This window comes from Rhizobium sp. FG113, assembly GCF_057809895.1.
Map to the genome: position 1 here is coordinate 152,207 of NZ_JBMDKV010000002.1, position 26,550 is coordinate 178,756.

Below are 26,550 nucleotides of genomic sequence, written 5' to 3' on the forward strand. Positions count from 1 at the left end.
GCTTCAAGTTCGGCGTTCTGCCGGGGATACCCCCCTCTGCCCTGCCGGGCATCTCCCCCACAAGGGGGGAGATCGACTCGTGGCCAACGTGCAGCCAGGCAATGAAAGTGGAGCGAGTGGTTTCGCCCAGCCAATCTCCCCACCTGTGGGGGAGATGTCCGGCAGGACAGAGGGGGGTATCCCACCCGCCACGCTCCATGCCCTCACACACAAATTCGCGGAGGCATAGCCATGACCGACACCCCCCTTCTCAAAGTCAACGACGTCTCGAAATTCTACGGCAACCGCATCGGCTGCAAGAACGTCTCCTTCGAGCTCTGGCCCGGCGAAGTGCTGGCGATCGTCGGTGAATCCGGCTCCGGCAAGACCACGTTGCTCAACTGCATCTCCACCCGCCTGATGCCGACCACAGGCAGCGTCGAGTATCACATGCGCGATGGCCAGTACCGCGATCTCTACCACATGAGCGAGGCCGAGCGCCGTTTCCTGATGCGCACCGACTGGGGCTTCGTGCACCAGAATCCGGCTGACGGTCTGCGCATGACGGTGTCGGCCGGCGCCAATGTCGGCGAGCGGCTGATGGCGATCGGCGATCGGCACTATGGCAATATCCGCGCCACCGCGGTCGATTGGCTGAGCCGGGTCGAGATCGACGAGAGCCGCATCGACGACCAGCCGCGCGCGTTTTCCGGCGGCATGCGCCAGCGCCTGCAGATCGCCCGAAACCTCGTCACCGGCCCGCGCCTCGTCTTCATGGATGAGCCGACCGGCGGTCTCGACGTCTCCGTACAGGCCCGCCTGCTCGATCTCGTTCGCGGCCTCGTCAACGATCTCGGCCTTGCCGCCATCATCGTCACCCACGATCTCGCCGTCGCCCGCCTGCTGTCGCACCGGATGATGGTGATGAAGGACGGCCACGTCATCGAGCATGGCCTGACCGACCGGGTGCTCGACGATCCCCGCGAGCCCTACACCCAGCTCCTCGTCTCCTCGATCCTGCAGGTATAGTTGAGAGCGTGATCCGTAAGCCGGCTAAGCTCACGGATTGTCGCCAGAAACCAGGGAAGTCAATCATGGCAACGCCACTCGTTGTTTCGGAAGTCTCCAAGAGCTTCACCATGCATCTGCGCGACGGCATCAAGCTGCCTGTCGTCTCGGATGTCTCCTTCTCCGTCGCCTCGGGCGAATGCGTCGTGCTCGGCGGCCCCTCGGGCATCGGCAAGAGTTCGCTGTTGAAGATGATCTACGGCAATTACGCGGTCGATAGCGGCCAGATCCTGGTCAAGCACCAGGATCGCATCGTCGATCTCGCCACCACCGATCCGCGCACCATCATCGAGGTGCGCCGCCAGACGCTGGGTTACGTCAGCCAGTTCCTGCGCACCGTGCCGCGCGTCGCGGCCATCGATGTCGTGGCCGAGCCGCTGGTCGCCCGTGGCACGAAGGCGGATGTCGCGCGTGAAAAGGCGGCCGAACTGCTCGCCAAGCTCAACCTGCCGGAAGCGCTCTGGCAGCTTCCCCCCGCCACCTTCTCCGGCGGCGAGCAGCAGCGCGTCAACATCGCCCGCGGCTTCATCACCGATCACACCATCCTCCTGCTCGACGAGCCGACCGCTTCGCTCGACGCAAAGAACCGCGCCGTCGTCGTCGAGATGATCGCCGAGAAGAAACAGAAGGGCGTCGGCCTGCTCGGCATCTTCCACGACGAGGAAGTGCGCGAGGCCGTCGCCGACCGCATTCTCGACGTGCAGAAATTCTCGCCACGGAGGCCGATCGCAGCATGAGCCGCAAGATTGGCCTTGAGCCCTATATCCACGAGACCGCCTCGGTGAACAATTCGACGCTCGGCCGCTACACCGAGCTGTCGGAGCGCTGCCGCATCGACGAGGTCGAGCTCGGCGATTACTCTTACGTCATGCAGGACGGCGCCATTTGGTGCGCCACGATCGGCAAGTTCGTCAACATCGCCGCTTCGGTGCGCATCAACGCCACCAACCATCCGACTTGGCGCGCCACGCTGCACCACTTCACTTACCGCGCCGCCGATTACTGGCCGGATGCGGATATGGAGACCGAGTTCTTCGAATGGCGCCGCTCCAACCGCGTCACGATCGGCCATGACGTCTGGATCGGCCACGGCGCCACGCTTCTGCCCGGCGTCAGCGTCGGCAACGGCGCCGTCATCGGCGCCGGCGCGGTGGTCTCCAAGGATGTGGCACCCTACACCATCGTCGGCGGCGTGCCCGCCAAGCTGATCCGCGAACGTTTTCCGAAAGAGATCGGCGAGCGCATGGACAGGCTCGCCTGGTGGGACTGGGAGCACGACCGGCTGCGCGTGGCACTCGCCGATTTCCGCGCGCTCAACGCCGAGGATTTCCTGGCGCGGTACGAGGCATAAGCCGCCTATCCCTATGCATCAAACCTCTCCGGCGCGGATGGATCGCCATTCGCGCCGGGGCCTTAGCTGAGGCTGATCAGCGCCGTGCCAGCGATGGCGAGTGCCGCCCCGCCCCAGGCATGCGCACGCGGCATCTGTCCGCTGCGCAGCCACACCATCGGCAGGATGACGACAGGCGTCATCGAAGACAGCGTCGAAACGATCCCGACATTGCCGGTCTTCAACGCCGCCATCAGAAGCGACATCCCGAGCGCCGTGCCGAAGAAGGCGGCGGTGGCCGCAAGGCCAAAGTCCCGTGCCCGAAAGCCGTTCGCCTGCGCCCGCACCCGGGGCAGCGCCAGAAGCGCCCAGAAGCAGATCACTGCCAGCCCCGAGCGCACCGCCATCGCCGTGAACGGCTCGACACCGGCAGCCATCGCCGGCCGCGCCGTCAGGCTCCCCAGCGCCTGCCCAAGCGCGGTGACGACCCCAAGCGTTATCCCGAGCATGGACACCGGTGGTGTTGACGGCGCTTGCTCTGCAATCGGCTCACCATCGGCAAGCGGGATCATCGGCGCCGGCCGACGCCTGCGAAAGCCGATGGCAATCACGATGCCGCATAAAATGAGCACGACCCCGAACCCCTGACGCAGATCGATCGTCTCACCCAGCGCGACATAGCCGAGCACCAGCGCGAACGGCGAAGCCAGCGAAAACAGAAGCGCCGTCACGCGCGGTCCGGCCGTATAGATCGCCGCGAAATAGGTGGTGCTGGCAATCACGATCCCGAACACGCTGGAGGCGAGAAGCGACCCGAGCTGCCAAGCCCCAAGCGTCGCCCACCCGCCGGCAACCGTCGCCGCCAGCGCCGTCATCACGAAAGCTGCGGTCAGCTGCCAGCGCGCCAGCTGCATCAAAGGCACCCGCCCGTTGAGCTCGTTGATGAACATCGAGCTGAGCGCGATGCAGGTGGCCGAACCAATGGCGAAGGCTTCCGAGACGAACATGGAGATTTCCTTGAGGGGCAACGCAGCTTTCAGGAAAGTCTCGCGGGAAATCAAGATGCTATGAAGCGCGAATAGCACCAATCTCTGCCGGTGACTTGGCGCTCCGATAGCATCCGGGATCGGCTGTCGTTTTCCGCTCGGATGTCTCTCATGGTGCAAACCCCATATCTTCCCGCCGAAGCTTCCGCTAATGTCCGCGTCACCACACGTCCCTTCACGGAGCCAGCCTTGACCCATACGCCGCAGTCCCCGGTGAACCTTTGACGACCGATCACGAAGCGACATTCCTGGCCTCGCTCGGCTGGTCCGAATTCTTTTCCGATCAGTTGACGGATGACGATCATGGTCTCATCCCGCGTCGCATCGCCGAAGTTCACCGCAGCCGCCTGAGCGTCACCTCGCTGGATGGCCTGATCCGGCTCAAGATCTCGCATCAGCTGAATACGTCCGAATTCGCCGTCGGCGACTGGGTCATGGTCGATCCCGAGGACGACAGCCTGGTGCGCCGGCTGGAGCGCCGCACGCTGCTGCAGCGTCGCGTCGAAGGACGTCAGGGCCAGCAGCTCGGCGCCGCCAATGTCGACACGCTTCTGATCGTCACCTCCTGCAACGCCGATTTCAACGTCGCCCGCCTCGAGCGCTACATGGCGCTCGCCAATCAGGCGGAGACGACGCCCGTCATCGTGCTGACCAAGGCCGACCTCGCCACTGATGTCGCGGAATACGAAGCGCAGGCGAAAGCCCTGCAGCGCGATCTCGCGGTGGTCGTGCTCAACGCAAAGAGCGACGGCGCGGCTTCGGCGCTTGGTCCATGGAGCGGCTTCGGCCAGACGCTGGCGCTGATCGGCTCGTCCGGCGTCGGCAAGTCGACGCTGGTCAATGCGCTGGCGGGGCTGAGCGGCGAGGGCTCGCAGGCAACCGGCGGCATCCGCGAACGCGACGCCAAGGGCCGCCACACCACGACCGCCCGCTCGCTGCATGCCATGGAAGGCGGCGGCTGGGTCATCGACACGCCAGGCATGCGCACGCTCCATGTCAGCGATGTGCAGGAAGGCATCGAGCAGGTCTTCTCCGAGATCACCGAGCTTGCCGAACACTGCCGCTTCCGCGATTGCACCCACGACCATGAACCCGGCTGCGCCGTCCAGGCCGCCGTCAAATCAGGCACGCTGGCGCCCGAGCGCCTCGCCCGCTGGCGGGTGCTGCGCGACGAGAACGACAAGAACACCCCGAAGATGACCGGGCCGAAGGGCAACAAGGTGCTGCAGAAGCGGCGGTGAGCGGGGCGGCTTACGGAGGGCGAGTTAGACAATGATCAACGGGCTGATGATCGACGTGGACGGTGTCTTGGTTTGTGGTCGCCCTTCAGACGGGAAACCGTGGGCGTCGTCCATCGAAAGTGACCTCGGCTTCTCAGTCGAGGATTTACAGCGGGAGTTCTTTGCACCGCATTGGAATGACATTGTCATTGGTCGGTGCAACCTGATCGATCACTTGAAGCCCGCATTGGCCAGGATAGCGCCTCATGTCTCCTATGATGAATTCACAGCGTATTGGTTCGAGAATGATGCAAGACTGAATGTCGGCCTTCTGGCAGAGCTTGAAGAGCAACGCGGCGCTGGGAAGAAAGTCTATCTGGCGACGAACCAAGAGCATGCTCGCGCGGCCTACTTGATGGGCGAGCTTGGTTTGGGAAACCATTGCGATGGCATTTTCTACTCGGCGGCTATGGGATGCCGAAAACCGGCAAGAGAGTTCTTTGCGAAAGCTGGCGCCCTCGCAAAGCTGGCGCCAAGCCAGCTGTTCCTGGTCGATGATACGCTTGCAAATGTCACCGCTGCCAGTGCATCCGGCTGGAATGCCGCTCACTGGTCTGAGGGAAGCTTACTGTCGGACGCCTTGTCGAAATTTGAGGCTGCTTAACCACAACGGGTCGAAAGCGGCTCACTACACCGCGCCAGCCAGCTCTGTCACAGAATTGTGACCCCACTGTCACGTTTCAATCCACAGTAGCCCCGTTTGTGACAGCACTTACACAAAACTGACATTGGAGCTTCATGGACCGGGCCTAATGCACTCCCTCATATCGCGTTTGGGCTATGAGGAAGAGCATGATGTTCGAGCTGAAGAATGTCACCCGTCAATTCGGCAAGAAGATCGCCGTCGATAGTGTGACGCTTGACATCCCTCAGGGCCAGATGGTCGGCATTATCGGTCGTTCCGGCGCTGGCAAGTCCACGCTTCTGCGCATGATCAACCGCCTGCAGGAGCCGAGCTCCGGCTCGATCCATTTCAACGGCACGGAAGTGTCTGGCCTGCGCGGCAAGTCGCTGCGCAACTGGCAGCGCGATTGCGCCATGATCTTCCAGCAGTTCAATCTCGTGCCGCGCCTCGACGTGATGACCAATGTCATCCTCGGCCGTCTGAACCATCGCTCCACCGTGCTCAGCCTGCTCGGTGTCTTCACCCGCGAAGAGCGCGTGCAGGCGATCGCGGCGCTTGAGCGCCTCGGCATCGAGCAGACGGCGCTGCAGATGGCGGGCACGCTTTCGGGCGGCCAGCAGCAGCGCGTGGCGATCGCCCGCGCCCTCATGCAGGCGCCGAAGATGCTGCTTGCCGACGAGCCGATCGCCTCGCTCGACCCGCTGAACGCCAAGATCGTCATGGACGCGCTGCGCGATATCAACGAGCGCGAGGGCATCACCGTCATCACCAACCTGCACACGCTCGACACCGCGCGCAGCTATTGCGAGCGCATCGTCGGCATGGCCGGCGGCCGCGTCGTCTTCGACGGCAAGCCGTCCGAACTGACGGCCGACGCCGTCAACGAGATCTACGGCACCGACAAGAACGGCGCCGGCATCGACGAATCCATGACGTCCACCAGCCTGGATAACATCAAGGGCAAGCAGCAGGACGCCGTATCCCGCGTGATGGCCGCCTCCGCCGTCATGCGCTGACAAGTTTCCGGCCGGGGGACAAAGCCGGAAAAGCACAGCTCCCCAGTACTTCAAAGTCACTGAAAAACGTCACCAAAGGAGACTACCATGTCTGCGTTCCGCAAGATCCTGATGGCAACGATCGCCATCGCCACCGTTGCAGGCCAGGCCTACGCTCAGGACGTCAAGGTCCTGCGTATCGGCCTCGACGGCGGTGAAAACGAAGCCGACCAGGTTCGCCGCACCGAGTGCGTCAAGCCGGGCCTCGTTGCCGCTACCGGCGTTTCGGAAGTCCAGATCTTCCCGTCGCCGAACTATAACGGCGTCATCCAGGGCCTGCTGGGCGGCACCATCGACCTCGCTGTCATGGGCGCTTCCTCCTACGCCTCGATCTACCTCAAGGATCCGAACGCCGTTACGCCGGTTCTGACCACCAAGCAGGAAGACGGCTCGACCGGCTACTACTCGATCATGGTCGCCCGCAAGGATTCGGGCATCAAGACGCTCGCCGACGCCAAGGGCAAGAAGCTCGGCTTCGCCGATCCGGACTCGACCTCGGGCTACCTCGTCCCGAACGTCTCGCTGCCGAAGGATGTCGGCATGCCGGTCAAGCAGTACTTCTCCGAAACCGGCTTCGGCGGCGGCCATGAGAACCTCGTTCTCGGCGTTCTCGACAAGAAGTTCGACGTCGGCACCACCTTCGGCTCCGCCACCGGCGATTGGGCCCAGGGCTACACCTCCGGCAACCTGCACATCATGGTCACCAAGGGCCTGCTCGACATGGACGATATCGTCCAGGTCTGGAAGTCCCCGCTGATCCCGAACGGCCCGCTGATGGTTTCCAACAAGCTGCCGTCTGACATCCAGAAGAAGGTTACCGCCTACTTCGCCGAACTGCCGAAGACCGACAAGGGCTGCTTCGACAGCTTCACTGGCGGTGGTTACGTCGATTGGTCGCCAGTCGACCAGTCCTTCTACCAGACGATCATCGACGCTCGTAAGTCGGTTATCGGCGGTTGATCCGAACCTCTGAATAAACTCGCGGCGGCATCATCATGGTGCCGCCGTTCGTTCAACAAGGATGCTCAACATGGCGCACGTGGCCGAACCCGACCACATGGGCGGACTGCAGCAAGGCTCCCGCACAATTCTCGATCACTATCAGCAGCAGGTCCGGACACGGCGTATCTACACTGTGATCTCGATCGTTGTGTTCCTGATCGTCCTCGGCGCCTCGCTCGATTTCGCCAACAGCGCCAATTCGGGCAAGTTCTTCGAACGCCTTCCCTACCTCTTCGACTTCATGAAGCACTTCGTGCCGGACAGCCCGCTCGAAATCTTCCGCGCGATGTTCGACCTGCCGTCGCCCTATGCCGATGGCTCGATCAAATATGATTACGTCAGCGACCGCGTCTACATCACCGACAGCTTCTACATCCCGAATTTCTTCTACCAGCTGGCGATCACCATCAACGTCGCCATCGTCTCGACCATCCTCGGCGCATCCGGCGCCTTCGTGCTCTGCTTCTTCGCCTCGACCAATCTGGTCGGCGCCGGTGCCACCCGCTGGGTCGTGCGCCGCATCATGGAAATCCTGCGCGCCTTCCCGGAGATCGTCATCGCCGGCCTGCTCGCCGCCATCCTGTCGATCGGCCCGATCTCGGCCATCATCGCGGTGTCGATCCACACCATCGGCGCGCTTGGCAAGCTGTTCTTCGAAGTTGTCGAGAATGCCGACATGAAGCCGGACGAGGGCCTGCGCGCATCCGGCGCCAGCTGGCTCGAGCGCGTCCGCTTCGCCATTCTGCCGCAGGTCATGCCCAATTTCGTCTCGTATACGCTGCTGCGCCTCGAGATCAACGTGCGCGCCTCCACCATCATCGGCGCCGTCGGCGGCGGCGGTATCGGCGAGGTCTTCAGCCTGGCGATCGGTCGCGATCACGCCGCCAAGACCTATGCCATCATCATCCTGCTTCTGATCACCGTCGTCTGCGTCGACCAGTTCTCCGCCTGGCTCCGCCGCCGCATGATCGGCAAGCAGTCCTTCGAATTCGGCCGAGGAGCAGCCTGATGTCGTCGCTCACAGTCAACGCCGCCGATCGCCAGCGCCTGCTGGACAATTATCCAGAGGTCTTCCACCGCAGCTTCATGCAGCGCTGGGGCCTCGCGCTCATCGCCGGTCTCGTCATCATCTACCTCGCGCTCGCATTCAATTTCTTCAAGGTCATCCCGACCTTCGTCAACGGCAATTGGGACCGCGCCTCGATCTACGTCCAGGACTGGTATTCCTGGCGCGCCCAGCCGCGCCTGCGCTTCGTCGATGGCAAGGTCGTGCCGCAGTGGACGAGCCGCGGCCAGTATCCAAAGGACGCCGTCATCGCATGGATGCTGCCGACGGCGGCCGGCGGCTACACCGTCACCTACGGCAGCGATGCCGACCGCATGGAAGTGACGCCTGAACGTGTCGACGTCTATCTCGGCGGCAAGCTCTATCCTGTCGAGATCACCAAGGATCGCGCCATCCTGCCGCCGGGCGCGCCCGCCGTCATGAAGCAGGACGACAGCAAGGTCACCGTTTCCTTCGGTTTCGAGGGCCAGGCGGAAATCCGCTCGACGCAGGTCTATGTGCAGCGCCGCTTCCTCGGCTGGGCCAATTTCTTCTTCGACACGCAGTCGCCCTTCTGGGGCAAGAGCCTCGTCGATGTCGCCGGCCTCATGCTGTCGGGTGATCGCATCGATCCCGCGCAGTCCAACGCCTCGCTGGTGCTCGACAATTTCCTCAACAATGCCAGCTGGCAGCACGGCGATATCCTGTCGAAGCTGATGCAGACGCTGGTCATGGCCTTCGTCGGTACGCTGCTCGGCTCGCTCTTCGCCTTTCCGCTGGCCTTCATCGCCGCACGCAACATCACGCTCAACCGTTCGGCCAACTGGGCGACGAAGCGCCTATTCGATTTCCTGCGTTCGATCGACATGCTGATCTGGGCGCTGTTCTTCACCCGCGCCTTCGGCCCCGGGCCGATCCCCGGTATCGCCGCCATCTTCTTCACCGACACCGGCGCGCTGGGCAAGGTCTATGCCGAGGCGCTGGAGAATGTGGACGACAAGCAGCGCGAGGGCGTCAAGTCGGTGGGTGCATCGCCCGTCGTCGTCCAGCGCTTCGGCGTGGTGCCGCAGGTGCTGCCGATCTTCATCTCGCAGTCGCTCTATTTCTGGGAATCCAACACCCGCTCGGCCACCGTCATCGGCGCCGTCGGCGCCGGTGGTATCGGTCTGAAGCTCCTGGAATCCATGAAGACCAATTCCGATTGGGACAAGGTCGCCTACATGGTGCTCCTCATCCTCATCGTCGTCTTCGTCTTCGACAATATCTCCAATGCGCTGCGTTCGCGGGTGATGGGCAAAAAGACCCATTGATGGGTCTTGATCATCATCATTCTGTCACGGAAATCTTTTAGCCGGAAGCAAGCTTGCGGCGGGCGGTCAAATCACGGCAGACTGCCTCCCGCATCCACATAGATTTCCGGGATACTGGCCTTGCGATACGCACTCTATTTCACGCCGCCGAAGGGTGATCCCTTGAACGTGGCGGCAGCCCATTGGCTCGGTCGCGATGCCTTCACCGGCGAAACTTATCCGGCTCCCGATTATCCTGATCTGCCGGCCGCCGAGCAGTTCGAGCTCACCGCCGATCCGCGCCGCTATGCCTTCCACGCCACCATCAAGGCGCCGTTTCACTTGGCCTCCTCGGTCACCGAAAAGGACCTCATCCAGGCCGTCGAGGATTTCGCCGACCGCACGCCCGCCTTCGAGATCCCCGAGCTCGTGCTCGGCCAGCTCGGCCGCTTCTTCGCGCTGGTGCCCGGCTCCCTGCATCCGCCGCTTCAGCAATTCGCGGCCTCCGTGGTAAAGTCCTTCGAACCGTTCCGTGCAGCGCTCTCTGAAGCCGATATCGCCCGGCGCAATCCGGACAGGCTCAGCGAAAGCCAGAGGGCCAATCTGTTGCGCTGGGGCTATCCTTACGTGATGGATGACTTCGGGTTCCACATGACGCTCTCAGGCCAGGTGCCGGAAGAGCGCGCCGAGGTGATGAAGACCATTCTCGCCGAGCGTTTCGCCGCCTTCACCGGCCGGCCGCTTTTGATTTCGGGCCTTGCCGTTTTCGTCGAAGAGACGCGCGGCGCGCCGTTTACCGCCCATTCCTGGTGGCCGCTTGCCGCCGCCAAACCTTGAAAGATCTGATGTCCATGACCAAAGAAACCGTCTTCTCCAACGCCCGCATCGTCCTTGAGGATGAAATCGTCGAAGGATCGGTCCTCGTTCGCGACGGCAAGATCGAGGATATCGCAAGTGGCAGCTCCCGCCTCGGCGAGGATTTCGAAGGTGACTACCTGATCCCCGGCCTGGTCGAGCTGCACACAGATCATCTCGAGGGCCACTATTCGCCGCGCCCCGGCCTGCGCTGGAACAAGACGGCGGCGATCCAGGCGCATGACGCCCAGATCGTCACCTCAGGCATCACCACGGTCTTCGATTGCCTGCGCATGGGCGCCGACGAAGATGGCGGCTTCGAGCATGGCGAAATGCGCGACATGGCCGATGCTATCCAGAAGGCGGAGAAAGAGGGCCGTCTGCGCGCCGAGCACCTCATCCACCTGCGCTGCGAAGTCTCCGCCGACAACGTGCTGCAGCACTTCGCCGATTTCGAAAACGATCCCTATGTCCGCCTCGTCTCGCTGATGGACCATGCGCCAGGCCAGCGCCAGTTCCAGACCATGGACCAGTACATCTTCTACTACCAGAAGAAGCGCGGCCTCACCGACGCCGAGTTCGCCAAGTTCGTCGATCGCCGTGTTTCTGAATCCGAGCGCAACTCGACGCCGCACCGCGTGGCGATCTCGAAGGTCTGCGCCGAGCGCGGCATCACGGTCGCCAGCCACGACGACGCCACGCTCGCCCATGTCGACGAGGCGATCGAAAACGGCGTCCGTCTCGCCGAATTCCCGACCAGCTTCGACGCCGCCAAGGCCTCGCATGAAAACGGCATGAGCGTTCTGATGGGCGCGCCGAATATCGTGCGCGGCAAGTCGCATTCCGGCAACATTGCCGCCCGCGATCTCGCCGAGCGCGGCGTGCTCGACGTTCTCTCCTCCGATTACGTGCCGCTCAGCCTGCTCTACGCACCCTTCCTGATCGCCGACGAAGTCGAGAGCATCTCGCTGCCGAAGGCGATCGCCATGGTCACGTCGACGCCGGCGCGCACCGTAAGCTTGAACGATCGCGGCCGCATCGCGACAGGCCTGCGCGCCGATCTCGTCCGCGTCTTCCGCGACGAGGGTGTACCTGTCAGCCGCTCCGTCTGGCGCGAAGGGCGCCGGGTCGCATGACCGCGCACGAAACCCATCCCTCGCACGAGCCCCACGTCGTTCCCGGCACCGAGCACGGCATCATGGTGGTCGTGGTCGGCCCCTCCGGCGCCGGCAAGGACACGCTGATGGCGGCCGCCGCCCGGCATTTCCGGCAGCGGCAGGACGTCCATTTCGTCCGCCGCGTCATCACCCGCGATCATGATGCCGGCGGCGAGGATCATCTCGCCGTCTCGCCCCAGGGCTTCGCCTCGATGGAGCAGGCCGGCAGCTTCTCCGTCTGGTGGGAAGCACACGGCCTGAAATACGGCATCCCCTCGGAAGTCTCGGTGTCGTTGTCAGCTGGAAGCCTCGTCATCGCCAATGGCTCACGCTCGGCCCTGCACCATTTCCACGCCGTCTTCCCCCGCCTGAAGGTGATCAACGTCACCGCCCGCGCAGACGTGCTGGCGAGCCGGCTGGAGGCCCGCGGCCGCGAGACCCACGAGGACATCATGGCCCGCCTGGCGCGCGGCCCGCTCACCGTGCGCGGCGATTACGACGTCGTCGATCTCGACAATAGCGGGTCCTTGGAACAGGGCGAACGCCGCATGGTCGACGTCCTCGAGGGCTTCCTCCAGGAGATCGGCTGAAGACGATGCGGCCGATCCGGGTTGTCGAGTATGATCCGCGTTGGCCCTCGTTCTTCCAGGCTGCGCGCGACGAACTCCTGTCGCTCGCTCCCGGCCTCATCCTTGCTGTCGAGCACATCGGCAGCACCGCCGTCCCCGGCCTCGCCGCCAAGCCGAAGATCGACCTCGACGCCGTCCTCATCGACGCGGAGGCGCTCGCCACCCTCGCCGATAAACTCACGCTCTCCGGCTTCCGCGCCCACGGCGACCCGCATGGCGACGGCCGCCTGCCATTCACCCGCGAGCACGAAGGCTACGGCCTGCGCCTCTACCTCTGCCTCGAGGCCAACCCCGCCCACCACGACCGCCTCCTCTTCCGCGACCACCTCCGCCTCCACCCGGACCGCGCCGCCGAATACCAGGCGCTGAAGCAGCGCCTCGCCGAGGAATCAGCCGGCGACTGGGACCACTACACCGGCGGCAAGAGCGCCTTCGTTGCCGAAACGCTCCGCCGCGCCGAGGCCGAGAGATCAGCCTCACGGGGATAATTTTATTGCGCGGCGAAAGAAATCACCGCGATATCAGCCACTTGCTTATTCGATTTTCCCCATCCATCCCCGCCGCAATCGTCGCTCCCATACTGATGGCGTCATTGGACAGGGAGCCGGGTCGCGAACCGGATCTGACACATCAGGGCGCAAGCCCGGCGTCCGGTGATGGTTGTTGAAAGGTGGATGTTGCGGTCGTCAGGATCTCCCGTCCATCCGGAAGCGAAAGGCCGAGAGACGCTCCTGTCGGCCCGGATATCCGGAAGCCTTGATATGATCGGGCAGGCGATGTTGCCTGACACTTATATCTTATACCGACCGTCGCCTGCCCATTCCCATCCTGCCATGCCGTCGCGGAGAGGTCTCCGGCGCGGGGTTTTGTGGTGTGTGGTTGGCGCGCTGTCTGTGGCCGTCGCCTTTCATTCAGGTTTTACCGTGAGATACCCCCTCTGTCCTGCCGGACATCTCCCCCACAGGTGGGGAGATTGGCTGGGCGCGGCCGCTCGTTCCACGCTCATTGTTTGGCTCTGAACAAGCCACGAGTCGATCTCCCCCCTTGTGGGGGAGATGTCCGGCAGGACAGAGGGGGGTAACCCACGGCACGCCGTCAACGATCGACCGGCAGAAGCCACAAGTTGAGCCCGGGACGAGCAGCCCAATCCCAACACGCCGCTTCGCACCAAGCCCCAATCTCACTGTCGAAAATATGATAGAATTCTGCGCTAGAAGCGCGCCACTGGCATCGTTCACGCGTGCCTCGCCAACAATACCTACGATCTATCCAATGAGAGCAAAATGGGCGTCAGAAACGTTCTGATCGAAGGCGTGTCCGGCACGGGCAAGACCTCGGTTGCATCAGGCTTGCAACAGCGCGGCTACCATGTCGTCCATGGTGACCGCGAGCTCGCCTATAAGGGCGATCCGGTGACAGGCGAGCCCCTGAGCGATGCTGCGCGCAGGCAGAATGCGGCTGATGTCGCCTTTGGTCACAGGCACCATCTCTGGCACATCGACAAGGTCAGGGCCCTGGTCGCTGACCAAGGCAATGCGATCTCCTTCTTCTGTGGCGGCTCCAGGAATTTCGATCGTTTTATCGATTTGTTCGACCACGTTTTCGTCCTCGACATCGATCCGGACACGCTGACGAAAAGACTGGCAACGAGACCAGACGACGAATTCGGCGCAAGCCCCGCCGAACAGCAACTTGTCCTACGGCTGCACGCGACCAAGGAGGATATCCCGTCCTCGGCCACGGTCATCGACGCCACCGCGCCGCTCGCGTCCGTCATCGACGACATCCTGGCGAGATGCGCCGCATCCGGCTAACGATAGACGATCCGATACCGCGCGTTACCCGCCTCGAACACCTCCACGACATCACAAGGTAACCCCCATGGCCGACGCAAGACCCCAGCATAACGCCGCCTGCCACTGCGGCACGGTAAAGTTCAAGGTGCGGCTGACGGATGAGTTCAACACCATCCGCCGCTGCACCTGCTCCTATTGCCGCATGCGCGGGGCGATTGCCGCCTCCGCCAATCTCGACGACATCGAGTTCATCGAGGGCGAGGACAATCTGACGCTCTACCAGTTCCATACCGGCACGGCGAAGCACTACTTCTGCAAGACCTGCGGCATCTACACCCACCACCAGCGCCGCTCCAACACCAGCCAGTTCGGCATCAACGTCGCCGTCCTCGAAGGCGTCAGCCCCTTCGATTTCGCCGAAGTAAAAGTCATGAACGGCATCACCCACCCCAACGATTCCGGCGGCACTTCCGAGGTCGCTGGCGTGCTGTGGTTCGAGCCGTTCGAGTGAACGACGGGCGACAGTTGATCTGAAACAATGGGCGTATTACCTTAAGAAAGGCAGGTATTACGAGGACGCAGCATGTCGACCACAGTGACATCGAAAGGGCAGGTAACGATTCCGAAGGCGGTGCGCGATCTGCTTGGCATCACGGCGGGAAGTCAGGTCGATTTTCACCGAGCAGAGGACGGCAGCATTGTGCTCACAAGGGCGGACAGCGAGAAGCCTGTCAGCCGTTTCGAGAAGCTTCGGGGACACGCCGGCGCCGGCCTTGATACCGATGCGATCATGGCGCTCACCCGTGGTGAGGCCCGTGGTGAGGAATGACACTTGTCGACACCAACGTCCTGCTTGATCTGGTGACCAACGACCCGGTCTGGGCCAGCTGGTCGATAGGCCAGCTCGAGGCTGCAAGCCTGGAGGGCCCCTTGCTGATCAACGGCGTCATCTACGCCGAACTCGCGGTCCGCTATGAACGCATCGAGGAGCTCGATGCGTTCATAGATTCGGCTGAACTTGTCTGGGCGCCGATGCCGCGCGCCGCACTTTTCCTGGCCGGCAAGGTCTTCACCGACTATCGTCGCGCCGGTGGTTCACGCACCGGCGTTCTTCCGGATTTCATGATCGGCGCGCAGGCGGCGGTTCGGAACCTGCCGATACTGACGCGCGACATCGGCCGCTATCGAACCTATTTCCCTGGTGTCAGGTTGATATCGCCCACGACGTAGACCGTGTCTTTACGAGAGCGGCAATTCTCGATCGTCTCCTAAACCAACCCAAGCCGAACCAAGCTCTCGGCGCAGGCAACGATCGCCTCTTCCCTTGAGCGTGGTGCCCAGCCGAGCAGGCGCTCGGCCCTCTTTCCCGTCGCGTTCATGTCGTAGTTGAGGAGCGGCACCACGGCCTTCAGCTGCGCATTCGTCGCGCCGGCGATACGCACCTGCTCGTCGGGCCAGACATCGGTCGAGACCTTCGCCGCCGCATCACCCAGCCTTTGTCGCAGCAGCTCCGCGACCTCGACCATCCACAGGCTGTCACCGACGGTGGCGAGGAAGCGCTCGCCCTTGGCGGCGGGGTCGGTCATGCAGCGCAGGTGCAGGTCCGCCACATCGCGCACGTCGACGCAACAGGAGTTGACGTTCACGCAGCCCGGCTGCCCCTTCAGCATGTTGGCGATCAGCCGGATCGAGTGCGAATAGTCGGCGCCGAGAACCGGGCCGTAAACCGCGACCGGATTGACCGCCGAAAGCTCCATGCCTTTGCCCTCGCGCGCGATGAACTCCCAGGCGGCGCGCTCCGACAGCGTCTTCGATTTCTGATAGGGCGCGACATTGCCTTCAAGATTGCTCCAGTCCGTCTCGTCGAATGGCCGCCGGTGGTCCGGCCCGTGGCCGACGCCGATGGCCCCGAAGGCCGAGGTCAGCACCACGCGGCTGACGCCGGCATCGCGTGCCGCCCTGAGTACCCTCAGATTGCCGTTGACGGCGGGCTCGATCCAGTCCTCCTCGCGCGTCTGGTCGCCCGATGGGGTCGGCGAGGCGCCGTGCATCACGTAAGCGCAGCCAGCGGCCGCTTCCGCCCAACCCTCGTCGTGATCGAGATCGGCGATCGCGAAGGACAGCCGATCGCCGGCATCGACGCCGCCGGCCTTCAGATGCGCCCGCACCTCGTCCTCCCGCCCGGATGAGCGGATAGTCGTGCGCACGCGATAACCGTCTTTCAGCAGCGCCAGCATGCAATATTGCGCGATGAACCCGGTGCCGCCGGTGACGAGAACGAGCGTGTCTTTATTATCAGTCGTCATAATCTGCCTCATGCTTCTGTCGCCGCATTGGACCGCGGCGAACTTCGATGACGGAAAGGTAGGCAGCCAAGTCCGTACTGTGAATGCTTGAAAATCCGCATCACTTGCGCGATAGTTCGATAATGCTGGCTGATCCCTTCTCCGATGTCCTAAGCCTGACGAAAGCCGAGGCGATCGTCACCGGCGGCTTCACAGCCGGCGGCCCGTGGTCGATCGCCTTTCCGGGGCGCGACAAGATCAAGTTCTTCGCGGTGGTGAAGGGTGGCTGTTGGGTGACGCTGGAGGGAGAGGCCGAGCCGATCCGTTTCGAGGAAGGCGATGTCGGCCTGCTCGCCAAGAAGCGCAGCTTCGTTCTCTCCAGCGATCCCGCGCTTCAGCCCGTCGACGCCATGAGCATCTTCACGGGCACGGGGCGGCGGCTGGTGACGCTGGGCGACGGCAATGATTTCGCCCATATCGGCGGCCATGTCGCGCTCGATCCGCTGAGGGGCGGCCTGCTGTCGGATATCCTGCCCACCTGGATCCACACCCGCGCCGCCTCGCCGCAGGCCGCCATCTTCCGCTGGCTTCTCGACCGGCTGATCGAGGAGCGCGATATCGGCCAGCCGGGCGCGGCCCTTGCCTCCGCGCAGCTGACCCAGCTGCTCTTCATCGAGATCCTGCGCTCGCACCTGAGCGCCGCCGACCGCATGCCCGCCGGCTGGCTGAAGGCGCTCGCCGAGCCCAGGATCGCGCCTGCGCTGCGCCTGATGCACGGCGAACCCGCGCGCACCTGGCATCTGGAGGAGCTCGCCAGCGCCTGCGCCATGTCGCGCACCTCGTTTGCCGTCCATTTCAAGTCCGTCTCCGGCGTCGCCCCGCTCGCCTATCTCACGGAATGGCGCATGCGCCTTGCCGAACGGGCGCTGCGCGAAGCCCGCACCCCCATCGCCTCCGTCGCCCGCTCGCTCGGCTACACCTCCGAAAGCGCCTTCAGCAACGCCTTCAAGCGCGTGAACGGCAGATCGCCGTCGGCTTATCGGGTGGCGGCGAGCGGGCTGGATGCCGGCGATGAGGTTGAACAGGTATCGCGCGATCCGGCATTTGCGGGCTAACTACTTGAGTGTTTCGCAGGAGCCGCCGTCAGGCGCCTCCTGCGCTTTCATGACCGGCCGGCGGGCAGGCTCCATCACCCCTGTCTCATCCGCTCTCCGCCGCGTATCGCGACCGCGCCGAGAACCACCGCAGCGATCGCCACTGTCAGCCCGTCAGCGATCGGAAACGCGAACCAGATGGCCGTTCGGTCGAGCAAAGCGGCAATGACAATGATGGCGACCGGGAGGAGCACGAAGGACTTCATCAGCGTCAGAAGCCCGGCCTGCAGAGGCCGGCCGATCGCCTGGAAGTAAAGCGCAAGCACCAGCACCGGTCCCGAAAACAGATAGAGCGCCGCCATCGGCTTGAGAATCCTGGCGACCTCCTCGATGACGCCGGCGTCGGCGATGAAGGCGGAGGCGATCAGTCGGCCTTGTGTCAGAAGCAGCAGTTCGACGGCGGCTCCGTAGATGAAGGCGGTTACGGCTGAAATCCGCAGGACCTGGTCGGCACGATCCCAGCGCCCGGCTCCGACATTGTTGCCGACGATGCTCTGCATGGCGAGCGCTGCGGCCATGGGCGGCAGGAAGGCGAAACCGAGGATGCGCGTGATGATGCCATAGGCCGCGACCGCCTGCGAATGGCCTTCGCCTGAGGCCGGCAGCGCAAGAACCACGCAGGTTGCCGTCAGCGCCATCCCCAGGAATGTGAGACTGACGGGAGCGCCGAGTGCCGCGATCTTCCCCCATTGCCCATGCCACGCGTTCCGCCGCAGACCGCCAAGCGGCATCATCTTCCGAGACCGCCGCCGGCCCTCGATGAGAAGAGCAAGGCCCGCCCCTTGCGCCAGCACGGTGCTCAAGGCCGACCCCGCAACGCCCATCGCAAGCGGCACGATCAGGATGTAGTTGAAGAGGATGTTGATCGATGTCACGCCAAGCGACATCAGCGCCATACTACCCGCCCGGCCTTCGTTGCGCCAGGCATCCGCATGGATACCAAGCAGGAACTGCAGCGGCGTGCCCAGAAGAGTGATCAGCAGGAACACCCAAGCCATCCTGGCAACCGGCTCCGCCGTTCCGGCCATCCGCGTCGCAAACATCCAGCCGCCGACGAGGAAGAGCAGGATCAGCGCCAGGCCGATCATGATGGCCAGGCCATGCGCCCGGGCAAAGGTCGCGCCCGCCTCTTCGCGCGCACCGGCGCCGAGTTGTCTGGCAAGCAGGCTGGACATGCCGCTGCCGACAAGCGTCGAAAGCGCGATGGTAACAAGCAGGATGGGAAACGCGATGCTGATCGCCGCTATGGCCTCTTCCCCGACAAAGCGTCCAAGAAAGGCGGCATCGACGATGCCGAGCAGGCCGTTCATCGTCATGATGGCCACCATCGGCAAGGCGGTCGTGGCAAAGATCCGGCCCACGGGCGCGGTCAGGAATCGATTGTCGGGTGATAGTCTCGCAGACATCACGCACTCCTCAGATGAGGCATTTCGATTGAGGAGGGAGCCTGCATTGCCACCAACGAAATGCTTCGAGGGTGAGATGATGTCCACGTCGAGCTTTTACCGTGACTTGCGTCCGCAGGCGGCAGGCACTCGAAACCTGCATCGGATCAATCATTTTGACGCGGGGCTGTCAATTCGAAAACCGGCGGCCGACGGTTTCGCTTGCCGCTCAGGGCGTCGCTCCCGCTCCACCCCCTCATCGCCTCGCTGTCGCTCCGGCACTTCTCCCCGTTGGGGAGAAGGGCAGGTGGCAGCCGCTCTGCCTCATCGTAGGCGTTGATTTCAAGCCGCCTCGTGAGTGACAATATCGCTCAAGGCGCCGCCACGAGTCTCTTCTCCCCGACGGGGAGAAGGTGGCGGCAGCCGGATGAGGGGTGCGCAGACGCCGGCGTTTCCACGCTAAGTCATCGACGCTACGGGGGGAAGAAAACCATGAAAGACACCGTCGCACTGGTCACCGGCGCAAGTCGCGGCGTCGGCCGCGGCATCGCGCTTGCCTTGCTTGCCGAGGGTGCCACCGTGCACGTCACGGGCCGAACGCGCCATGAGACCGACATCCAAGGCAAACGCCCAGGCTCCCTCGAAAGCCTCGCCAACGAAGCCGCCACGCTCGCCGGCCGCGTCGTCATTCATCATTGCGACCACGCCAACGACGCCGACACCCACCGTGTCGCCGAAGCGGTCACAGCCGGCGGAAAGCTCGATATCCTCGTGAACAACGCCTGGCCGGGCTACGAAAACATGGTCGAGAATGGCGATTTCACCTGGCCGCGCGCCTTCTGGGAACAGCCTCTGTGGCGCTGGGACGCCATGATCGGCACGGCGCTCAAGGCAGCCTTCCTGATGTCGCGCGCGGTGGCGCCGATGATGGTCGCAAACCGGCGCGGCCTGATCGTCAACATCTCGTTCTGGGCGTCGCGCTTTTATGATGGCAACGCCATCTACGGCATCTCCAAGGCCGCCGCCGACAAGATGGCGGCCGATTTCGCCCATGATCTGCGCCCGCACGATGTCGCGGCCGTCTCACTCTATCCCGGTCTGGTCCGCACCGAAGCGGTGATGGAGAACGCCGCCTATTTCGACCTCTCCAACTCCGAATCCCCTCAGTTCATCGGCCGCATCATTTCAGGCCTCTGGCGCGATCCGGCGCTGATGTCGAAATCCGGCCAGGCTCTGGTGGCGGCCGCACTCGGCTGCGAATACGATATCGCCGACATTGATGGCTACCGGCCCGTTCCGCTGACGGAGGCGGATTTCACAAGGGGCTGAGCCCAAGAGCTAATCCCTGAATCACCGTCATTGTTTGGCGGAGGCCTTTCTACGAGTCGATCTCCCCACTTGTGGGGGAGATGCCGGCAGGCAGAGGGGGGTAAGCCTCGTGACGGGTCCAATCATTCTGCATGTCAGCGGCCACGAGCACCCCCGGCGAGAGATCTCAATCCCCCTCGCCACGCCCATTGACGATCTCGCGCTTGCCCACATGGTTGGCGGGGCCGACGAGCCCTTCCTTCTCCATGCGCTCGACCAGCGAGGCGGCGCGGTTGTAGCCGATGCCGAGGCGGCGCTGGATGTAGGAGGTCGAGCACTTCTTGTCGCGCAGCACGACCTTCACGGCCTTGTCGTAGAGGTCGTTGCCGTCCTCGGCCGCCATGTCGCCCTTGTCGAACACGGCGCTGTCTTCCTCTTCGCCGTCTTCCTCTTCGTCGGCGGTCACCGTGTCCAGATATTCCGGCCGTCCCTGCGTCTTCAGATGTGCCACGACCTTCTCGACCTCGGCGTCGGAGACGAACGGGCCGTGGACGCGCGAGATGCGGCCGCCGCCCTGCATGTGCAGCATGTCGCCCTGGCCGAGCAGCTGTTCGGCGCCCTGTTCGCCGAGGATCGTGCGGCTGTCGATCTTCGACGTCACCTGGAAGGAGATGCGGGTCGGGAAGTTGGCCTTGATCGTGCCGGTGATGACGTCGACGGAGGGACGCTGCGTCGCCATGATCAGGTGGATGCCGGCCGCGCGCGCCATCTGCGCCAGCCGCTGGATCGCGCCTTCGATTTCCTTACCCGCCACCATCATCAGGTCGGCCATTTCGTCGACGATGACGACGATGTAAGGCATGGGCGTCAGGTCGAGTTCCTGCTGTTCCTCGATGGGCGCACCGGTGCTGCGGTCGAAGCCGGTCTGCACCATGATATGGATCGTCTCGCCCTTCTCCTTGGCCTGCGCCACGCGGCTGTTGTAGCCGTCGATATTGCGCACGCCGAGGCGCGACATCTTGCGGTAGCGCTCTTCCATCTCGCGCACCGCCCACTTCAGCGCCATCACGGCCTTCTTCGGGTCGGTCACGACGGGGGTGAGGAGATGCGGAATGCCGTCATAGATCGACAGTTCCAGCATCTTCGGATCGATCATGATGAGGCGGCACTGTTCCGGCGTCATCCGGTAGAGCAGCGACAGGATCATCGTGTTGACGGCGACCGACTTGCCCGAGCCGGTGGTGCCGGCAACGAGCAGATGCGGCATCTTCGCAAGCTCGGCGATCACGGGCTCGCCGCCGATCGTCTTGCCGAGCCCGAGCGCCAGCTTGTAGCTGCTCTTCTCGAAATCGGCGCTCTCGATCATCTCGCGGAAATAGACGGTTTCGCGCAGCGCGTTCGGCAGTTCGATGCCGATGACATTGCGGCCGGGCACCACGGCGACGCGCGCCGAAAGGGCCGACATCGAGCGGGCGATATCGTCTGCAAGGCCGATGACGCGCGAGGATTTTACGCCCGGCGCCGGCTCGAATTCATAGAGCGTGACGACAGGGCCGGGGCGCACATGGATGATCTCGCCCTTGATCCCGAAATCTTCCAGAACGCTTTCCAGAAGCCCGGCATTCTGCTCCAGCGCTTCCTGCGACATGATCTCGCCGACACGTTCCGGCGGCTCCTGCAGCAGCGAGTTGGAGGGGAATTCGTAGCCCGATGCATCGACCTTCGAGGGCACGAACTTGTGCGCCACCATGCGGGCGGCGGGCGCCAGCGGCGCGATAACAGGCTGCGAGCGAACGGGCATCGGCGCGATCGGCTGTGCGACTGATGGCTGCGGCTCGATGGCAACAGGCTGCACGACCTGCGGAGCAGGAGCGGACGCCAGTGCCTCGGCGGCAGCCGCCTGCTGCTTCAGCCTGACGGCAAGCGGCTGGCGGATCGGCGCGCGGCCGGTGGCTGGCGCCGGCGCCACGACAACAGGCGCTGCAACGGAAACGGCAGGCGCAGCCGTTACGACGGGAGCAACGATCGGGGCTGCGACGGGAGCAGGGACAACCGAAACGGGGGCAACGGGCAGCGGCGCGGCATAGGGAGCGGCGACGACGGGCTGCTTGCCCGGGCGCCATTCCATGATGCGGAACTGGCTGATGATCGAGTGCGGTTCGGAGACGGTCTGCGGCGCGACGATCTGCACCTGCGGTGCAGCGTCAACCTGCTCGGCCGGCGCCTCGCCATCCTCGAAGGACATCACTTCCCAGAAGGCGAAGTCGGAGATCGAGGAGAGGTTGGAGGAGGCATGGAACTGCGCCTCGTCGGCGGTTTCGGAAACGACGATCGCGTTTTCCTCGACGGCGGCGACATTGGCTTCCTGCTGGTAGACGTCGAAGTGCACATTAGCCACTGCGGGCGCGCTAGGCGTGACCAAGGGCGCGCGCGGGCCGGCCGGCTGCGACGCATAGGCATTGCGTAGCGCCTGCTGTTGAACGTGCGGCTGCGGCTGCGTGACGGCCGGCTGCATGGCGGCCTGGCGGGCGACATAGCCCTGGCGCGGCTGCGCGGCAGGTTGCGGCGTCACGACGATCGGCTGGGCCACCGGCGCCATCACCTTTACCGTCACCGGTGCCACCACTTGGGCGGGCTGCGGGGCAGATGTCGGCGCGGGCGTTGCCACCTGTGCAGGCTCCATCACTCGCTGCTGCACCGGCTCGGCCGGCTGCTTGCGCGGGTTGATCTGGCTCTCCGGCGTGCGGGTAAAGCGGACATTCGGCGCCAGCGAAAAGTGATTCTGCCACATCGGCGGTACCGGCTTCTCGCCGGCCTGTTCCTGCAGCTGTTCGCCCTGGGTGTCGGCGGAAACCTCGCCGGCATCCGTCAGATTGGTTCTAGGAAAGCGCATACGACAGCCACTCACTCATGATTGGTAACTATTATCCTCTTCCGGCTTAGGAAATGAAGGTTAATAAGTTCCTTCTCGACGCCCCTGCGCGACGGCTGTAGCAAGGCGTAATTAGAGTGTTTTCAGTGACTTGCTTGATAAAGAAAATTTTAGCGATTTTTCGACGAGGCGCCCACGCATCGGCCCGAAAATCAAAATCGATTTTCGGAAAGTCCGATGCGTGGATGCATGAGTGACAGCGTCCTTTGTGCCTTCGCGCGAACGCCCGGCGCTCTAGTGCGCCTCGTCCCAGTTGGTTGCCGCACGCGCATCCACCTTCAGCGGCACACGCATTTCGAGCGCCGGCATGGTGGCGTTTTCCATCACGGAAACGATGACAGGCATGGCCTTGTCGACGTCCTCATCCTCGACCTCGAAGATCAGTTCGTCATGCACCTGCAGCAGCATGCGCACCCGCTCGGAAAGCCCGACCTCGGCCAGCGCCGGCTCCATCTTGATCATCGCCCGGCGGATCACGTCGGCGGCCGAACCCTGGATCGGCGCATTGATCGCCGCGCGCTCGTTGAAGGCGCGCACCGAGGGGTTGGAGGAGCGAATCTCCGGATAGTTGATTCGCCGCCCGAAGATCGTCTCGACATAGCCCTTGTCGCGCGCCTGCTGCTTGGTGCTGTCCATGTAGTCGCGAATGCCGGGGAAGCGCTCGAAATAGCGCTTGATGTAGTCGCTGGCTTCCGAACGCTCGATGGAGAGCTGGTTGGCAAGACCGAAGGCCGAGATGCCGTAGATGATGCCGAAGTTGATCGCCTTGGCGCGGCGGCGGACCTCCGACGGCATGCCTTCGACGGGAACGCCGAACATTTCGGACGCCGTCATCGCGTGAATGTCGATCCCGTCTGCGAAGGCCTGCGTCAGCTGCGGGATTTCGGCGACATGGGCAAGCACGCGCAGCTCGATCTGGCTGTAGTCGGCCGAGATCAGCTTGTGGCCCGGCGTCGAGATGAAGGCGGTGCGGATCTTGCGGCCTTCGGCGGTGCGAACCGGAATGTTCTGCAGGTTGGGTTCCGACGAGGATAGCCGCCCCGTTGTCGTCGAAGCCAGCGAGTAGGAGGTATGCACCCGCTTCGTCTGCGGGTGCACATAGCCCGGCAGCGCATCGGTATAGGTGGACTTGAGCTTGGTCAGCTGCCGCCAGTCGACAATCTTGCGCGGCAGTTCCAGCCCGGCCGCCGCCAGATCCTCCAGCACGCTGGCCGAGGTCGACCACTGCCCTGTCTTGGTCTTCGAGCCGCCGGCAAGGCCCATTTTGCCGAACAGGATGTCGCCCAGCTGTTTTGGAGAGCCGATGTTGAAGCGCTCGCCGGCCAGCTGGTAGATCTCGTCCTCCAGCCGCGCCGCACCCTGCGCCAGCTCGCCCGAGAGCCGCGACAGGATCTGCCGGTCGACGGTAATCCCACGCTCTTCCATATGCGCGAGAACGGGCAGCAGCGGCCGCTCCAGCCGCTCGTAGACGGAGGTCAGCTTCTCGGCCGCCAGCCGCGGCTTCAGCACCATCCAGAGCCTGAGCGTCACATCGGCATCCTCGGCCGCGTAATGCGTGGCGCGGTCGATATCGACGAGATCGAACGAGATGTTCGACTTGCCGCTGCCGGCCACGTCCTTGTAGGCGATCGGCTTGTGGTTGAGGAATTTCTCCGACAGCGGATCCATGCCATGCGCGCCGGTGCCGGCGTCGAGCACGTAGGAGATCAGCATCGTGTCGTCGAAGTTCTTGGTCTCGACGCCGTAGCGCTTCATCAGCAGGTAGTCGTATTTCAGGTTCTGCGCGACCTTGAGCACCGATTGGTCCTCAAGCAGCGCCTTCAGCCTCGGCAGCGCGTCGCGCATCGCGATCTGGTTCTCGGCCATGCCGCCGCCGAGCAGGTCGCCCACGCCGGTCTTGTGGCCGAGCGGCACATAGGCTGCGCGGATATTGACGCCCGTGGGGCTCTTCGCATTATCGGCAATCGCCATCGAGAAGCCGACGAGTTCGGCCTGCATCGCATCGAGCGAGGTCGTCTCGGTGTCGAAGCCGATCACGCCGGTCTCGCGCGCATCCGCTATCCACTTGTCGAGCGTCGCGACATCGCGGATCGTCACATAGCGCGAATGGTCGAAGGGCAGGTTGGCGAAGGCATCGGCCCGCGACTTGGCGAAATCGGATGGCGTGAAGCTGCCCTCTGGCGCCGTAGAGCCGTTGACCTTAGTCGGAACGGCAACGGCATCGCCGACGACCTCAGGCGTTCCGCCGGCAACAGGCGCCGCCTCGGCTACGTCGAGATCCGGCCCATGCGCATTGGCGCCCCACTCGACCGGCACGTCAACGGCATCGATGGCGCTCGCGTCGCATTCGCAGGCCTCGGCCACGCGCCGCGTCAGGCTGGTGAACTGCATGGCCTTCAGGAAGCCGATCAGTTTCGGTCCGTCCTGCGCCTCGAGAATGAGCTCGGCGACGGCGATGTCGAGTGGCACGTCGGTCCTGAGCTTGACGAGTTCACGCGACAGCCGCGCCTTGTCGGCATTCTCGATGATCGTCTGCCGGCGCTTCTCCTGCTTGATCTCGGTGGCGCGCTCAAGCAGCGTGTCGAGGTCGCCATATTCGGCAAGCAGCGTCGCCGCCGTCTTCGGTCCAATACCGGGAATGCCAGGCACGTTGTCGACGGAATCGCCGGTCATCGCCTGCAGGTCGATCATCTTTTCCGGCGGCACGCCCCATTTCTCGATCACGTCAGGGATGCCGATCTGCTTGTCCTTCATGCTGTCGTACATGTGGACGTTATCGGTGACGAGCTGCATCAGGTCCTTGTCGGAGGAGACGATCGTCACGTCGGCGCCGAGCGCTTCCGCCTGCCGCGCATAGGTGGCGATGATATCGTCGGCCTCGAAACCCTCGGTCTCGATGCAGGGCAGGTTGAAGGCGCGCGTCGCCTGGCGGATCAGCCCGAACTGCGGGATCAGCTCTTCGGGCGGCGCCGAGCGGTTGGCCTTGTAGGCGTCATAGAGATCCTTGCGGAAGGTCTTCGACGAATAGTCGAAGATGACGGCCAGATGCGTCGGCGTCACGCCCACCGACGTGTCGCGCGCCTCGGTCAGGAGCTTCCACAGCATATTGCAGAAACCCGAGACGGCGCCGACAGGCAGCCCATCGGATTTGCGCGTCAGCGGCGGCAGGGCATGGAAGGCTCGAAAGATGAATCCGGAGCCGTCGACAAGAAAGAGATGATCGCCTTTTTTCATGGCAGCATGGATAGCGCGCCGGCCTTGCGAGGTCCATATAAAGTTAGGGTGCCGGCGCGTTGCGCACATGCTTGGGAAGTGCCGGAAAACGCTCGG

The 26,550-nt window shown here is 63.7% G+C and carries 24 protein-coding genes; 19 read left to right on the forward strand and 5 right to left on the reverse strand.

What is annotated here, in order from left to right; translation table 11 throughout:
- Window positions 1-231 precede the first annotated feature (231 nt).
- The 3 genes from phnK (at window position 232) to ACODTZ_RS07820 (ending at window position 2,398) form a co-directional block, all read left to right on the forward strand.
- Window positions 232-1,008 carry a phosphonate C-P lyase system protein PhnK gene (gene phnK / locus ACODTZ_RS07810; protein ID WP_018899232.1) on the forward strand — a complete coding sequence of 259 codons (777 nt, stop codon included), beginning with the start codon at window positions 232-234 and terminating at the stop codon, window positions 1,006-1,008.
- Window positions 1,009-1,073: 65 nt separating this feature from the next.
- Window positions 1,074-1,784: a phosphonate C-P lyase system protein PhnL gene (gene phnL / locus ACODTZ_RS07815; RefSeq protein WP_018899233.1), complete on the forward strand. Its 711-nt coding sequence runs from the start codon at window positions 1,074-1,076 to the stop codon at window positions 1,782-1,784.
- Window positions 1,781-2,398 carry a DapH/DapD/GlmU-related protein gene (locus ACODTZ_RS07820; protein ID WP_112981687.1) on the forward strand — a complete coding sequence of 206 codons (618 nt, stop codon included), beginning with the start codon at window positions 1,781-1,783 and terminating at the stop codon, window positions 2,396-2,398. The genes phnL and ACODTZ_RS07820 overlap by 4 nt, the downstream gene beginning before the upstream one ends.
- 62 nt (window positions 2,399-2,460) lie before the next feature.
- Here the strand turns inward: ACODTZ_RS07820 and ACODTZ_RS07825 are convergent, their stop codons facing one another.
- The gene (locus ACODTZ_RS07825; protein ID WP_489025009.1) at window positions 2,461-3,384 is read right to left on the reverse strand and encodes a DMT family transporter; all 924 of its coding nucleotides are present in this window, start codon (window positions 3,382-3,384) and stop codon (window positions 2,461-2,463) included.
- Between the two features lie 260 nt (window positions 3,385-3,644).
- Between ACODTZ_RS07825 and rsgA the strand changes: the two genes are divergently transcribed.
- The 14 genes from rsgA (at window position 3,645) to ACODTZ_RS07895 (ending at window position 15,386) form a co-directional block, all read left to right on the forward strand.
- Window positions 3,645-4,664, forward strand: coding sequence for a ribosome small subunit-dependent GTPase A (gene rsgA, locus ACODTZ_RS07830; RefSeq protein ID WP_489025011.1), 1,020 nt, complete (start codon window positions 3,645-3,647; stop codon window positions 4,662-4,664).
- Between the two features lie 31 nt (window positions 4,665-4,695).
- Complete coding sequence (locus tag ACODTZ_RS07835) at window positions 4,696-5,307, forward strand: HAD-IA family hydrolase (RefSeq protein WP_489025013.1); 612 nt, start codon at window positions 4,696-4,698, stop codon at window positions 5,305-5,307.
- Window positions 5,308-5,498: 191 nt separating this feature from the next.
- A complete protein-coding gene (gene phnC, locus ACODTZ_RS07840) occupies window positions 5,499-6,344 on the forward strand; it encodes a phosphonate ABC transporter ATP-binding protein (RefSeq protein WP_112534996.1) in 846 nt (281 codons plus the stop codon).
- Window positions 6,345-6,431: 87 nt separating this feature from the next.
- Complete coding sequence (gene phnD, locus ACODTZ_RS07845; protein WP_047506750.1) at window positions 6,432-7,343, forward strand: phosphonate ABC transporter substrate-binding protein; 912 nt, start codon at window positions 6,432-6,434, stop codon at window positions 7,341-7,343.
- A 70-nt stretch (window positions 7,344-7,413) separates the two neighbouring features.
- Window positions 7,414-8,394 carry a phosphonate ABC transporter, permease protein PhnE gene (gene phnE, locus ACODTZ_RS07850; protein WP_018899240.1) on the forward strand — a complete coding sequence of 327 codons (981 nt, stop codon included), beginning with the start codon at window positions 7,414-7,416 and terminating at the stop codon, window positions 8,392-8,394.
- A complete protein-coding gene (gene phnE / locus ACODTZ_RS07855) occupies window positions 8,394-9,740 on the forward strand; it encodes a phosphonate ABC transporter, permease protein PhnE (protein ID WP_018899241.1) in 1,347 nt (448 codons plus the stop codon). The genes phnE (ACODTZ_RS07850) and phnE (ACODTZ_RS07855) overlap by 1 nt, the downstream gene beginning before the upstream one ends.
- Window positions 9,741-9,860: 120 nt before the next feature.
- Window positions 9,861-10,556 carry a DUF1045 domain-containing protein gene (locus ACODTZ_RS07860; protein WP_489025015.1) on the forward strand — a complete coding sequence of 232 codons (696 nt, stop codon included), beginning with the start codon at window positions 9,861-9,863 and terminating at the stop codon, window positions 10,554-10,556.
- Window positions 10,557-10,570: 14 nt separating this feature from the next.
- On the forward strand, window positions 10,571-11,710 hold the full coding sequence (locus ACODTZ_RS07865) for an alpha-D-ribose 1-methylphosphonate 5-triphosphate diphosphatase (RefSeq protein ID WP_018899243.1): 1,140 nt from the start codon (window positions 10,571-10,573) through the stop codon (window positions 11,708-11,710).
- Window positions 11,707-12,321 (forward strand): phosphonate metabolism protein/1,5-bisphosphokinase (PRPP-forming) PhnN, encoded by a 615-nt coding sequence (phnN, locus tag ACODTZ_RS07870; RefSeq protein WP_489025017.1) that lies wholly within the window; start codon window positions 11,707-11,709, stop codon window positions 12,319-12,321. The genes ACODTZ_RS07865 and phnN overlap by 4 nt, the downstream gene beginning before the upstream one ends.
- A 5-nt stretch (window positions 12,322-12,326) precedes the next feature.
- Window positions 12,327-12,848, forward strand: coding sequence for a GrpB family protein (locus ACODTZ_RS07875; RefSeq protein ID WP_489025019.1), 522 nt, complete (start codon window positions 12,327-12,329; stop codon window positions 12,846-12,848).
- Window positions 12,849-13,643: 795 nt separating this feature from the next.
- Complete coding sequence (locus tag ACODTZ_RS07880; RefSeq protein WP_489025020.1) at window positions 13,644-14,174, forward strand: AAA family ATPase; 531 nt, start codon at window positions 13,644-13,646, stop codon at window positions 14,172-14,174.
- A gap of 67 nt (window positions 14,175-14,241) precedes the next feature.
- Window positions 14,242-14,667 carry a GFA family protein gene (locus ACODTZ_RS07885; protein WP_489025022.1) on the forward strand — a complete coding sequence of 142 codons (426 nt, stop codon included), beginning with the start codon at window positions 14,242-14,244 and terminating at the stop codon, window positions 14,665-14,667.
- 72 nt (window positions 14,668-14,739) lie between these two features.
- Window positions 14,740-14,985: an AbrB/MazE/SpoVT family DNA-binding domain-containing protein gene (locus ACODTZ_RS07890; protein ID WP_047506768.1), complete on the forward strand. Its 246-nt coding sequence runs from the start codon at window positions 14,740-14,742 to the stop codon at window positions 14,983-14,985.
- Window positions 14,982-15,386, forward strand: a complete 405-nt coding sequence (locus ACODTZ_RS07895; RefSeq protein WP_489025024.1) for a type II toxin-antitoxin system VapC family toxin — start codon at window positions 14,982-14,984, stop codon at window positions 15,384-15,386. The genes ACODTZ_RS07890 and ACODTZ_RS07895 overlap by 4 nt, the downstream gene beginning before the upstream one ends.
- A gap of 38 nt (window positions 15,387-15,424) precedes the next feature.
- On the opposite strand, the gene ACODTZ_RS07900 is transcribed toward ACODTZ_RS07895, so the two are convergent.
- Complete coding sequence (locus tag ACODTZ_RS07900; RefSeq protein WP_489025026.1) at window positions 15,425-16,462, reverse strand: SDR family oxidoreductase; 1,038 nt, start codon at window positions 16,460-16,462, stop codon at window positions 15,425-15,427.
- Between the two features lie 122 nt (window positions 16,463-16,584).
- On the opposite strand from ACODTZ_RS07900, the gene ACODTZ_RS07905 reads away from it, so the two are divergent.
- The gene (locus tag ACODTZ_RS07905; protein ID WP_489025028.1) at window positions 16,585-17,556 is read left to right on the forward strand and encodes an AraC family transcriptional regulator; all 972 of its coding nucleotides are present in this window, start codon (window positions 16,585-16,587) and stop codon (window positions 17,554-17,556) included.
- A 74-nt stretch (window positions 17,557-17,630) separates the two neighbouring features.
- Here the strand turns inward: ACODTZ_RS07905 and ACODTZ_RS07910 are convergent, their stop codons facing one another.
- Window positions 17,631-19,001, reverse strand: a complete 1,371-nt coding sequence (locus tag ACODTZ_RS07910; protein ID WP_489025030.1) for an MATE family efflux transporter — start codon at window positions 18,999-19,001, stop codon at window positions 17,631-17,633.
- A 471-nt stretch (window positions 19,002-19,472) separates the two neighbouring features.
- Between ACODTZ_RS07910 and ACODTZ_RS07915 the strand changes: the two genes are divergently transcribed.
- Window positions 19,473-20,309, forward strand: coding sequence for an SDR family NAD(P)-dependent oxidoreductase (locus ACODTZ_RS07915; protein WP_489025032.1), 837 nt, complete (start codon window positions 19,473-19,475; stop codon window positions 20,307-20,309).
- A gap of 166 nt (window positions 20,310-20,475) precedes the next feature.
- On the opposite strand, the gene ACODTZ_RS07920 is transcribed toward ACODTZ_RS07915, so the two are convergent.
- Window positions 20,476-23,181 carry a DNA translocase FtsK gene (locus ACODTZ_RS07920; protein WP_489025034.1) on the reverse strand — a complete coding sequence of 902 codons (2,706 nt, stop codon included), beginning with the start codon at window positions 23,179-23,181 and terminating at the stop codon, window positions 20,476-20,478.
- Between the two features lie 273 nt (window positions 23,182-23,454).
- Window positions 23,455-26,454 (reverse strand): DNA polymerase I, encoded by a 3,000-nt coding sequence (gene polA / locus ACODTZ_RS07925; RefSeq protein WP_489025036.1) that lies wholly within the window; start codon window positions 26,452-26,454, stop codon window positions 23,455-23,457.
- Window positions 26,455-26,550: the final 96 nt, after the last annotated feature.